The sequence below is a fragment of the Gilvimarinus sp. 1_MG-2023 genome (genome assembly GCF_030548285.1).
In genome coordinates this window covers 483,877-496,159 of sequence record NZ_JAUOSC010000002.1, presented here as the reverse complement: position 1 = coordinate 496,159, position 12,283 = coordinate 483,877, and the positions used below count along the sequence as shown (strand labels likewise).

Genomic DNA, 12,283 nt, shown 5'->3' with positions numbered 1-12,283 from the left:
GATAATCGCTCGCAGGTTAAAATTCTGTGGGCGAACTTGCTAAGTGATCTTGCCCTTCTTTTGGTTAAAAGGACTTAAAATGTACGTTGTTAAATGGATAATCGGTTCTTTAGCCTTAGTGGCGTTATTAACTGGCTGTATTTATGTGCCCAAGGTGGTGCATAAATACGATTCTGAATGCCAGATTATGGTTCGTCAGGCCGAGTTGGAGGTGAGCACCGTGAATCATCTGCTCCGCTGTGAAGGGGAGCGCTGTGCGGGGGCGTTAGTCTCGGCAGGGTTGGTCAGTACCGGCAGTGCGATTATCTCGGGGAGTATTGTGCTGGTGTCCAATACCGTCTATTGGTTCGAAAAAAATATCGACTGTCGCTCTGCCAGGCGTGCGCATGCATCAGAGTTGGCCGATCAACCCTCTGATGCATGACTCAATACTTTAAGTGAGTCGGGGCCACTTTTTATTTGCCTGGGGTTCATGGATAATCGTTGTAAAGGCGCTGGTTGTATTGCGCGCCAATACAACATGACCCAATAACCCGTATCACCCAATGACCAAACCCTGTGGCGGCCCACGCGCAATGACCTCACGCTTATCCCATTTGCTCCATATTCGTGACCATAAAGAGTTGCGGCTTTACGAACTGATTCCCGATGTGGTGTGGATTTTTGATGTCGATGATCACAAGTGGTGGTGGGGTAATCAGGCTGCTATTGATTTTTGGGGGCTCGCCAATCTGGATGAATTGATCAATAAAGATTTATCGGGAGACACACAGGGTGCCCGTGATCGCACTTGGCAAACCTTCGAGCTTGCTCAACAGCAGGGGTTAACGATTGACCCCTGGACAACCTACCCCCAGGGCAAACCAAAAACGCTTTATATGCGCCACCGCGCCGTGCTGGTGGGGCCAGACAAGCACCGCGCGATCATTGCCTATATCAACGAGCAGGTCAATTTGGGCGAAACCCCGGAGAATCTGCTGTTGGTGGAAGCTATGCGCTACACCCGGGTACTGGTTACCAGCTTTGATATGAATGGCACACGGGTCACCGAAAACCCGGCCGCCACCGAAGCCTACCCCCAGCAAACGGAGCGGGAGACGGGCGTTAGTGAATTTGTTGCGCGCTTTGTCTGCCCCGAGGATGGCCGCGAGTGTTTGCAAAAGGCAAAGCGGGCACCCGGTGGGCGCTGGACCTATGAAATGCGCACCGCTCAGGGCGTGCGCCGCCATACTTTGGATATTCGCCATACCCGCCATCCGCTCACCGGCGACTTCCTGTTGCTGATGGTTGAATACGATGTCACGGATCTACAGCAGGCACTGGATGATGCCGATCAGGCCAAATCACAGTTGCAAAAAATGGCGCACTACGACCCTCTGACCCAGCTGCCAAATCTACGACTGTTTGAGCGACAGGGCGCGGCAATACTGAGTTCGGCGCAGCGTACCGATTCACAGGTGGCCATTTTATTTCTTGATCTGGACGGCTTTAAAGCCGTCAATGACCAGTACGGTCATCAAGCCGGCGACGTGTTGCTCAAGGCCGTTGCCGAACGTTTGCAGGAACACTGCCGCCAGTCGGACTTGCTGGCGCGCATTGGCGGAGACGAGTTTGTCCTGTTACAGTCCAATGTTACAGATAGAGCCAATGTCGAACACTTGGCAAACAAACTGGTGGCGTTGATTGCTCAGCCCTTTCGTTTGGGCGGTGTGTCGCAACCACTCACCCTGGGAGGCAGCATTGGTATTGCTTGCTACCCGAAGGATGGCGAGCAAATGCAGGTATTATTGGATAAGGCGGACCAAGCGATGTATCAGGTTAAGCAGTCCGGCAAAAGTCACTACACATTTTATACGCCCGAATCACAGAGGTCATGAAGATGAATATCATATTGCGTTTGGCCGTTGTGGTCGGTTGTTTCTTTGCCGCAATAGCTTGCTTTGTTTTTGCTGCACCTGTGGGCGGCGCTTTGTTTATTGTCGCCGGTGTTATTTTTGAGGGGCTGATGTGGCGCGGTGTTTTTGGTGTGGCAAAGCCCGGCAAGCATTGAAGAGCCAGTTAATTAGCAAGCCTCTGTCCACCGGTTGAGCGGTGACTTACTTTTACCTGACAAATTTATATGGAGGTCGAATGACTCTGGAACGTATCGTCTCAATTTTTCTATTGGCTATTCTTGCAAGCGCTTGCTCACAGGTTTACTACGATCCGGGTTACTCCAAAGACGGTTTGCGTGAAGGTTACGAGCCCGACCTTGAAGCTTGTCAGGAAGCCTTTGCAGACTCTGCGACTCAGCGAGATGCTTGTATGGCTGAAAAAGGCTGGACTCGCTCCGACGCTATTAAAGTGGAGCGCGAGCCAGATTCTGCCATTGATTAACGGTTGTACCTTTGTTTGATGTCCAGCAATTGCGTTTTAATGCCGAGAAAGGTGGCCGTCAGTACCGGATCAAAATGTTTACCCGCCTGCTCGGCAATATATTCAAACGCCTGATCGGTTGGCCAAGCCTCTTTATAGGGGCGCTTAGAGGTCAGGGCATCGAACACATCGGCTAGGGTAACAATGCGCGCCTCAATGCTGATTTGCTCGCCCTGCAAGCCGTAGGGGTAGCCGCTGCCGTCCCACTTTTCGTGGTGTTCCATCGCCAGCTTGTGCGCCAGACGCAGCAAGGGCGAGTCGGAGTTTTCTAAGATTTTTCCGCCGATCGTGGTGTGCTCTTTAATTTTATCGAACTCACTGTGAGTCAACTTGCCCGGCTTTAATAAAATCGCATCCGGGATGCCGATCTTCCCCACATCGTGCATCGGTGCGGCCTGGCGAATAATTTCCGCATCGTCTTCGTTAATGCCATGCGCCAGTGCCAAGGCCTTACTGTACCGACTCATGCGCAAAATATGCTCGCCGGTATCTTCGTCTTTATATTCCGCAGCCGCTCCCAGTCTTTGCACTAAATCTACATGAGCCTTTTTAAGTTGTTCGGCCTGCACCAGTGATAAGTGGGTGCGCACCCGAGCCCGCACCAGCGCTGGTGTAATGGGCTTGATAATGTAGTCCACCGCGCCCACTTCAAAGCCTTGAAATTCATCGTTGTTATCGCTCAGCGCGGTGACAAAAATGACCGGTATATGCTGGGTATTGGGATTGTTTTTCAGTGCTTTACACACCTCTATTCCGCTCATTTCCGGCATCATGACATCGAGCAGTATCAAGTTGGGCACTTGTTCATCGGCAAGCTTAAGCGCGGCCTGGCCGGATTTAGCAAAAGAGAGCTGGTAGGTATCGGCCAGCACGTTTTGCATGACTTTTAGGTTGGTGGGCTCATCGTCCACCACCAGAATTCGCAAAGGGTTATGTGGCATGGTTGCGGTGTGTCATCTCTTCGTTGAGCGTGTTGATCAATTGGCTAAGTATTTGTTGCGCTTGCCCGAATTCGAACTCTTCAAAAGCAAGAGCAAGTGACTCTACCAGTGTTTTTTGACTTCCGGTGGCATAGGCTTGCAGTTGCTCTAACAGGGCGTCATCGGTTTGGGCTGCCTCGGCTTTTGCCTGCAGTTGTTGGCAAAGTGGCAGTAGTTCAGCCAAGTTAATGCTCGATGCTTGTCGAGTATCTTGTTCGCTGCCGGCCGTCTCGCCTGAAACTTCTTGCTTAATGGTCGCAATGATCGCCGGCAAGCCTTGGGCGACTTCCCGTAGCTTGGGTTCGCTTTGGCAGAGCTCCATCTCGGTTAATACTCGTGCCAGCTCGATTAAGCCGAGGTTGCCGGCGGTGCCTTTAAGTTTGTGTAGACTGTGGGCCAACACCTCAGCTGCCTGGCCTTCGTGGCCGAGCGCTAAAATTTCATTCTCCAACTTTTGTAAGAATAGTCGTATCTCTTGTATCTGTCTTTCCCTGCTGCCCCAGAGCAATTCACCGTGGTCGAAATCAATGGCGGAATCTTGCGGCGGCGCTATGCTGGTCGTGGTCTCGTGCTGGATGCCGAGGGCATTGGCCATTTCGCCAAACAATTGGGGCGGATCAATGGGCTTATTGGCAAATCCATTCATGCCGGCATCGAGTGCAGCCTTTTGATCCTGCTGTAGCACGCTGGCAGTCAGGGCGATGATGGGGATTTGTGGGCGTTGATGTTCTTGCTCGTAGGCGCGAATTCTTTCAGTGGCGCAAATGCCGTCGCACTCGGGCATATGAACATCCATCAGAATGATATCGACGGGTTCATTTTTATAGCGCTCAATAGCTTCTAGCCCATTACAGGCGGTAATCACGCTGTGCCCTTCACGCTGCAGCAGTAGCTGCAAGAGATCAATATTGGTGTCGATATCGTCAACCGCCAACACCTTCTGCGCCGGCAGGTGCAGTCCGCTCAAGGGGGCTTTAGGGGCAAGCTTATGCTTGTCGCCCGGAGGTAGCGGCAGGTGAAAGTAAAAACAACTGCCTTCTCCTAATTGGCTGCGGGCATTAATTTCACCGTCCATTAACTCCACCAGTTGTTTACTGATGGTGGTGCCAAGGCCGGTGCCACCAAAACGCCGGGTGGTCGTGTTGTCCGCCTGTTCAAAGGGTTGAAAAATAGTTTTTAAGCGTGCAGGGGCTACGCCAATTCCAGAGTCGATGACTTCGAATAGCACGCGCGAGTATTTTGTCGTGCTGACCTTTAAGGCGACACTGCCGGTATCGGTAAACTTGACCGCATTGCCAAGCAGGTTGTTGAGCACTTGTTGCAGTCGGTTGCTATCACCGATGCGCACATCGGAAAGGTTGGGGGCCACCTCAAGAGTTAAATCAATACCCTTGCGTTTGGCGAGCAGCCAAAAAGTGGAAATAATAGTGTCGAGCAACTCGCGCAGAGAAAAATGTTCGTGGTGGATGTCCAGTTTTCCTTTCTCGAGTTTGGCCGAGTCGAGAATATCGTTTAGCAGGTGCATCAAAGATCGGGCCGAGGTGTTAATGGTTCCCAAATGCTTTTTTTGTTCACTGTCGAGGCGGGACTCCAGCAGCACTTCACTAAACCCGATGATGGCGTTCATTGGGGTGCGAATCTCATGACTCATGTTGGCCAAAAAAGCCTGCTTGGCTTGCGCCGCTTGCTCGGCCTGTTGTTTGGCCGCTTTTAGCTCGTCCTCGTATTGACGCCGCTCGGTAATATCAATCAACACACCGTCGATCCACAGCGCTTCGCCCTGAGGGTTGAAATAAAAGCTGCCCTGATCGAGCACCCAGCGCAATTCGCCACTGCGGTGGTGAATACGATATTCCATGGAGTAGTTAGAGTGAGACTTCAGTGCCTGATTGATGCCGTTGTCAATCATGGGTAAATCGTCGGTATGGAGAACATCGCCCAGTTCGATAGTACGCTGCATGAAGTCGTCCAGTGGGTAGCCGGTGAGCTCCTCAATACTGGGGCTGGCAAATATCATCGACCAGTTTTCATTAATTTCACAGCGAAATGCCACCCCGGGAATATTGTTAAGCAAAGAGCGGTGCTGGTGCTCCTTTTGCTCAAGATTTTCCTGCAGAATCTGCTGGTCGGTTAAATCGGTAAGAAAAGCCACATACATGGTTTGATTGTGAGGGAGCGGGACCTCGCCCACACCGAAGCGAATAGGGAGGTTGTGTCCTTCTTTGTGACGGACCTGCACGGTTTGGTTGCGACCGACAAAATCCGCTAGGGCCTTTGATTGATCGGCATCAAGGCGAGCGCTGCTAAGAGGGGTGTCCTCTGTCAGGCTAGTTGCGGGTAGACCGATAAGCTCCTCTTTGGGGTAGCCGGTGATTTTTTCCACCGCGGGGTTGGCACCGATAATTAAGCCGTGTTCGTCCATGGTCACAATGCCGTCCACGGCAGTGGACAGGATGGCGCTTAGGCGCGATTCGCTCTCGGTTTTTTCTGCCAGCAGCAACTTAAAGCGGACCAAGCCATTGATAACCGCCACACTGAGAGTGAGCAAGATACTGGCGCAGGCCACGCTAATGGCGATAAACGACAAGTCCGCCTGCACTGTAGGTTGGTTGGGTTGTTGTATACCGGTGTCGATAAACCGAGTGGCTAGCATGCCCATATAGTGCATGCCAGACACCGCCAAGCCCATGATAAGGGAGCATATGGCTCGGTTATATCCGGTGGGAATGGCGGGCCAAATTTTAGGCAAGTAGTAACGTACCAATATGGCGGTCAGCGAGAGGCCAACCGCGACCACAATAGACAGCCCAAACAGCAAAGGGTCGTAGCGCAGCAGTGGCGCTAGCTCCATGGCGGCCATACCGCTGTAGTGCATGGTGCCGATGCCTGAGCCCAGCAGCAGCGCACTAAAAAGCATATTGCTGAAGCTGGCCTTGGCGGTCAGTAAATAGCTGGTGCACAGGCAGGCCAGCACCGCAGGCCCTGCGGAGAGGAAGGTGATGGTTGGATCGTAATGGATTTCGTTGCATAGTGAGAAGGCAAGCATGCCGATAAAGTGCATGCTCCAAATGCCTCCCGCCATCACCAGTGATGAGGTGATTCGAGCCACATGAGTGTAGAGTGGAAAGGGCGTGCGCCGGGCCAGCTCTAGTAAGTACAGGGTAAAATAACTGGCAAATACAGCGATGCCGAGAGATAGAGCGACAAGCTTGCCGTTGTATACGCCACTGAGAACAAGACTCGGGTCGTGATGGGTTAAGAAAAAGTTATCCAGCATGATTAAATCCGAGGGCTGCTCTGGGCAGGGTGGTTGAAGGCGCGTAAGCTCGGTGCGCACAGTACTAGTGTAGGCAAGTCGAGAGAGAAATGAAACAAACGCCAAGGCGAAACCTTATACGTTGAGCAGGCTCGTATGGATGTATGGCCGTGTGCCGTGGGTGAATGAATTGCTGGCAGTTGAGCGAACAAGAGGGGCGTATGATGAAAACGGTAGCGGGGCCAGATGGTAAGCCGCGTTGCGGCTGGTGCAGCAATGTTGAGGCGTTTTTCCCCTATCACGATAACGAATGGGGCTATCCGGTCGCTGATGACCGCACACTATTCGAGAAACTATGCCTGGAAAGCTTTCAGTCGGGGCTGAGTTGGCGCACGATTTTGACTAAGCGGGAGAACTTTCGCCGAGCGTTTCGGTATTTTGATTTTAACCAAGTGGCCGAGTTTACAGAGCAAGATGTCGAGCGCTTATTGCAAGATGAGGGGATTATTCGTCACCGGGGTAAAATTGAAGCGGTGATTAATAATGCTAAACGAGCGCAGGAGTTGGTGGCGCGTGAAGGGTCTATTGCCGCTTACGTCTGGCAATTTGAGCCTTTAAAAGAGTGTGCGGCCCAGTCCCAGACCACCTCAGATGAGTCTGTAGCGCTGGCTAAGGCGTTGAAAAAACAGGGTTGGAAGTTTGTGGGCCCTACCACGGTCTTTGCCTTTATGCAGGCGATGGGGTTGGTGAATGATCACCTTGAAGCCTGTGTCATGCGTAATAAAGTAGCTCAGGCGCGGGCTGAATTTAAACGCCCTAAGTCGCGCACTTGAACGACGGACACAAAAAAGCCCGCATCAATCATGATGCGGGCTTTTTTAGCGTGGCGGTTGCTTACTTCTTCTCAGCCGCTTCGCGTTCTTTCACCTTGGCAATCACTTCTTCAGTTACGTTGGCCGGGCATGGAGAGTACTGCGAGAACTCCATAGAGAATTGGCCGCGACCGGAAGTCATGGTGCGCAGGCTGCCGATGTAACCAAACATCTCGGACAGCGGAACTTCTGCCTTGATCCGAACGCCGGTGGCGTTTGGCTCTTGGCCGCTGATCATGCCGCGACGACGGTTCAAGTCACCAATCACATCACCTACGTGATCTTCTGGAGTAAACACGTCTACCTTCATCATTGGCTCCAGCAGCTGAGGGCCAGCTTTGGGCATAGACTGACGGAAAGCGCCTTTAGCGGCGATTTCAAAGGCAACTGCCGAGGAGTCAACCGCGTGGAAAGCACCGTCGAACAGCTCAATCTCAACGTCAAGCACAGGGAAGCCAGCCAGTGGGCCTTTTTCCATCATGCCTTTAAAGCCTTTCTCAATCGCTGGGAAGAATTCTTTCGGTACGTTACCGCCCACAACACTAGAGCTGAAGGTGAAGTCAGAATTTGGCTCACCTGGCTTGATGCGGTAGTCAATTTTACCAAACTGACCAGAACCACCAGACTGCTTCTTGTGGGTGTAAGAATCTTCGATTTCCTGGGTAATGGTTTCGCGGTAAGCCACTTGAGGCTGACCCACTTCCATTTCAACGCCGTAGGTGCGCTTCAGGATGTCGACTTTAATGTCCAAGTGCAGCTCGCCCATACCTTTAAGAATGGTTTCGCCAGAATCTTGGTCGGTTTCAACCTGGAAGGATGGATCTTCGGCAACCATCTTACCAATGGCGATACCCATCTTCTCGGTAGAACCTTTATCTTTGGGTGCAACAGCGATCGAGATAACGGGATCTGGGAACACCATGGCTTCTAGCGTACAAGGGTTTTTCGGATCACACAGAGTGTGACCAGTTTGTACGTTCTTCATGCCCACGATGGCAATAATGTCACCGGCTTGGGCGTGAGTCAGCTCGTTGCGCTCGTCAGCTTGCATTTCTACCATGCGGCCTACACGTTCGGTTTTACCGGTGAACGAGTTGAGGATGGTGTCGCCTTTGTTTAACTTACCGGAGTAAATACGAACGAAGGTCAGGGCGCCGAAACGGTCGTCCATAATTTTAAACGCCAAGGCCCGGAACGGCTCGTCGGCACTTACAATGGCTTTATCGCCAGTGGGGTTACCTTCTTCGTCAGTCAAATCTTGCGGATCAACTTCGGTTGGCGCGGGCAGGTAATCATTAACCGCGTTCAGAACCAGCTGCATACCTTTGTTCTTAAAGGCAGAACCACAGTAAGTGGGGAAGAATTCCAGATCGCGAGTACCCTTACGGATACAGCGCTTAACGTCTTCTTCAGATGGTTGTTCACCATCCATGTAAGCCATCAGCAGGTCGTCGTCCATCTCCAGAGCGGTTTCGATCAGCTGCTCGCGGTACATTTCGACATCGTCTTTCATGTCTTCTGGAACATCTTCGATCGAGTAGTTTTCGGGCTGACCAGAATCGTCCCATACGTAAGCTTTTTGGCTCAGCAGGTCAACAACACCGCTGAAGGTGTCTTCGCGGCCGATTGGCAGAGTCATCACCAGTGGCTTGGCGCCCAGAACGTTTTTGATTTGATCTACCACGTTAAGGAAGTCGGCACCGATACGGTCCAGCTTGTTAACGAAGATGATACGAGCCACTTCAGACTCGTTGGCGTAGCGCCAGTTGGTTTCTGATTGGGGTTCAACACCACCAGAACCACAGAATACGCCGATGCCGCCGTCCAGAACTTTAAGCGAACGGTATACCTCAACGGTAAAGTCAACGTGCCCAGGGGTGTCGATGACGTTAAAGCGGTGGCCTTGCCACTCACAGGTTACAGCCGCGGACTGAATGGTAATACCGCGCTCAGCTTCCTGATCCATAAAGTCAGTGGTGGACTCACCCTCGTGCACTTCACCCAGCTTATGGATTTTACCGGTAAGCTTCAGGATACGCTCGGTCGTGGTGGTTTTACCCGCGTCAACGTGGGCAAAGATCCCGATGTTTCTGTATAAACTAAGGTCTGTCATGTCGATACTCGTATAATCAAGGCCAAAAATTGGACGGCATTGTACAGCGTTGCGGGGTTCAATTGCCAATGGCAATTGGTCTTAAAACGTCTTTATGGGGGTGTTTTTTGACTATCGGGGTGGGTGCGAGGCATTTTGGTGGAAATTAAGCGTATTGTATTAATTTTGGGCTATCGATTCCTGCCTTGTGATAGCTCGGTACTATTGATTGGTTTGTCTTCAAAAGGTCATAAAGAATGTCGTGCGCGGCGCTTTCTAGGCATTATCGATTGCCTCTAAGTGGTGCGAGGTGGCGCACCGCTTCGGTGCTTTGGTTGTGCGATTTACGCCTAAAGGCTCGGTGGTCGTTTTCGGTCGCGCTTCCAAAGTGCTTTAAAATTGCGCGTCGGAGGGCGCGCGGTTGTGTTTACCGCTTTATTTGTTTGCATTCAGCATTGTGGAATACATTCTGCTATGAGAGGGGCATTCCGCTCAATAGTAGCGTTGTATGGCCCATCAACCATTTTTGCAGGGGCCCGCGCGAAAAAGCGATTTTTGACAGTGAGATAAGATGTGAACCGTTACAGCTCTATACCACCTTTCGCGTCTGATGTAGGCATTGACGCCGCTCTTGATCAGTATTTCCCTTATTATCAGCCCCTCATTGAATTGAGCACCGGGCAAGTGGTTGGGCACGAAGCGCTCGCCCGCACAACAAATGAACAGGGCCAAGTCATCTCGGCGGCGCCTTTGTTTTTTGATTCGAGCCTCCCGGAGGACTGGGTGTTGAATGTCGACCGCGCAATTAGGCGACAGGCATTGCACGGTTACGCCCATATGCCTGCGGATTCTTTTATCGCGTTGAATATTTCACCTGTGTGGATCGATCGTTTGGCGAATATGAACGTGATCCCCACCTTGGCGATGATCGAGGAGGTTGGGCTGGATCCTAAGCGTGTAGTGGTTGAGGTTACTGAGCGCAGTGGTGATTTAGAGAATTTAAAATTTCTAACTCGCGAATATCAGCGTCACGGTATCCGGGTTGCGATTGATGATTTTGGCTCGGGGGCCTCGCAGGTGGATCGCATTATTGCGCTCGAGCCTGACATCATTAAGTTAGACATGGGGCTCTTTAAGGAGGCGTCTCGCGGTGGAGGAGCCGCCGATATTGCCCTGTCTATGACCTCTATGGCCATGCGCGCTGGCTGCCAAATTGTTTGTGAGGGGGTGGAGACGCAAGACGAATTCGATTTTGCCGTTGAGTGTGGCGCCGATATTGTACAGGGGTGGATTTACGCTCCGGCACGGGCCAACCCTATTAGCAGTAATGCTTATGTCGAGCCGACACAAACATTAAAACGGCAGTACCTTGAGCGCAAGGCGGCCACCTTTGAGCGCAGCTACCGCCACCGGTTATCGGTAGAGCAACTCGCGCGCCAGCTGTGCGGTTGGTGGCGGGCGTGTGAAGATATTTCTTTGCTGCACCGCAACGTCCAACTCGCCACCTTTCAAGAGTTGGGGATACTGCGCTTTTATTTGTGTAACAGTACCGGGACCCAAGTATCTCCCAACTTTGAACTCTCGGGCGACAGTGTTCAATCAGACGGTGCAATGCAGGGGCGCAACTGGAGCCACCGACCGTACTTCCCCCACTTGATTGGCATCCGAGACTTACCCCTTGAGCAAATGGTGGTTTCCGGCGCTTACCGCGATATACGCAGTGACGATATGTGTAAAACCTATGCCGTGGTCTTGGCTGAAGACAGTATTTTAATGCTCGATGTGCAAGTGCATGATCAAGTACTTTTTACCCGCTAACCCACTCTCATACATACTCCCTTAATATGGGCACTGCTATGTTGCCGATCGCCATTTACAATACCGACACCATTGCACCACATTTGGCTGTCGAGCATGGCCAATACCCAGATATGTTTGTGCGCAGTCTTGCCAGGCAGGCTCCTTTGCAGAGGTTTGAGCGTTTTGACGTGAATCGCGAACAGTACCCGCAGTCGCTCGATGGTTTTAGTGGTGTCATTATCACCGGCAGTCAGTCGGCCGCGTATGATCACGACCCTTGGATTAATCGACTAAAACAGCACATTGTCGATTTAGTTGCGCAGCGCGTTCCGGTTGTGGGTATTTGTTTTGGTCATCAAGTGATTCACCAAGCGCTCGGTGGGCGTGTGGAGAAGGCAGCTGCTGGGTGGTGTGTGGGCACTCACTACAATCGGTTAACCGATAGGGCCAAGTCGTTAGGTTTTGCCGGCGATGGGTTTCATTTGCTGTCGAGCCATCAGGACCAGGTGCAGGCGATGGCGCCAGGCGCCGAATGTTTGGCTAGCACACCGGATTGTCCCATCGCCATGACTTACATCGCGCCGAGCGTTTTGACTTTTCAGGGGCACCCCGAGTTTACGTTGGCCTATGCGCGGGCTTTGATGGAGGGGCGGGTGCGCGCAATTGGCGATAAGAAGGTTCAGGGGGCCTTGGCGACGTTAACCGAGCCGCTGGATGACGAGCGAGTGCTGTCGTGGATACTTCGTTTTCTACACTTTGGGGCGCAGGTGGGTGACGGCGCCGTGACCGCTGAATTGTAAATTGTGCATCAATCGTCTTGTCAATTTTACAAAACCCACCGAGCTGCCATCTTAAATAGAGTCAAATC

Annotated in this window: 10 protein-coding genes; 7 read left to right on the top strand and 3 right to left on the bottom strand. The window is 52.0% G+C overall.

Going from position 1 to position 12,283, the window contains the following annotated elements; all coding sequences use genetic code 11:
* The first annotated feature begins 79 nt into the window (after positions 1-79).
* The 4 genes from Q4563_RS04955 to Q4563_RS04940 all read left to right on the top strand — a co-directional run bounded on the left by Q4563_RS04955 (position 80) and on the right by Q4563_RS04940 (position 2,376).
* Positions 80-424, top strand: coding sequence for a hypothetical protein (locus tag Q4563_RS04955; protein ID WP_303603809.1), 345 nt, complete (start codon positions 80-82; stop codon positions 422-424).
* Between the two features lie 151 nt (positions 425-575).
* Positions 576-1,877, top strand: a complete 1,302-nt coding sequence (locus tag Q4563_RS04950) for a sensor domain-containing diguanylate cyclase (RefSeq protein ID WP_303603808.1) — start codon at positions 576-578, stop codon at positions 1,875-1,877.
* A 2-nt stretch (positions 1,878-1,879) separates the two neighbouring features.
* Complete coding sequence (locus Q4563_RS04945; RefSeq protein WP_303603807.1) at positions 1,880-2,050, top strand: hypothetical protein; 171 nt, start codon at positions 1,880-1,882, stop codon at positions 2,048-2,050.
* Positions 2,051-2,130: 80 nt separating this feature from the next.
* The gene (locus Q4563_RS04940; RefSeq protein WP_215978116.1) at positions 2,131-2,376 is read left to right on the top strand and encodes a hypothetical protein; all 246 of its coding nucleotides are present in this window, start codon (positions 2,131-2,133) and stop codon (positions 2,374-2,376) included.
* Here Q4563_RS04940 and Q4563_RS04935 read toward each other — a convergent pair.
* Positions 2,373-3,356 carry a response regulator gene (locus Q4563_RS04935; protein WP_215978115.1) on the bottom strand — a complete coding sequence of 328 codons (984 nt, stop codon included), beginning with the start codon at positions 3,354-3,356 and terminating at the stop codon, positions 2,373-2,375. The genes Q4563_RS04940 and Q4563_RS04935 overlap by 4 nt on opposite strands.
* Entirely contained in the window at positions 3,346-6,672 is a 3,327-nt protein-coding gene (locus tag Q4563_RS04930; RefSeq protein ID WP_303603806.1) for an MHYT domain-containing protein, read from the bottom strand. The genes Q4563_RS04935 and Q4563_RS04930 overlap by 11 nt, the downstream gene beginning before the upstream one ends.
* Positions 6,673-6,872: 200 nt before the next feature.
* On the opposite strand from Q4563_RS04930, the gene Q4563_RS04925 reads away from it, so the two are divergent.
* The gene (locus Q4563_RS04925) at positions 6,873-7,484 is read left to right on the top strand and encodes a DNA-3-methyladenine glycosylase I (protein WP_303603805.1); all 612 of its coding nucleotides are present in this window, start codon (positions 6,873-6,875) and stop codon (positions 7,482-7,484) included.
* A 61-nt stretch (positions 7,485-7,545) separates the two neighbouring features.
* Here Q4563_RS04925 and fusA read toward each other — a convergent pair whose 3' ends face one another.
* Positions 7,546-9,636 carry an elongation factor G gene (gene fusA / locus Q4563_RS04920; protein ID WP_215978112.1) on the bottom strand — a complete coding sequence of 697 codons (2,091 nt, stop codon included), beginning with the start codon at positions 9,634-9,636 and terminating at the stop codon, positions 7,546-7,548.
* A gap of 552 nt (positions 9,637-10,188) precedes the next feature.
* Here fusA and Q4563_RS04915 point away from each other — a divergent pair.
* Both Q4563_RS04915 and Q4563_RS04910 read left to right on the top strand, forming a co-directional pair.
* Entirely contained in the window at positions 10,189-11,433 is a 1,245-nt protein-coding gene (locus Q4563_RS04915) for an EAL domain-containing protein (protein ID WP_215978111.1), read from the top strand.
* Between the two features lie 38 nt (positions 11,434-11,471).
* Positions 11,472-12,215 (top strand): glutamine amidotransferase-related protein, encoded by a 744-nt coding sequence (locus tag Q4563_RS04910; protein ID WP_303603804.1) that lies wholly within the window; start codon positions 11,472-11,474, stop codon positions 12,213-12,215.
* The last annotated feature ends 68 nt before the right edge of the window (positions 12,216-12,283 follow it).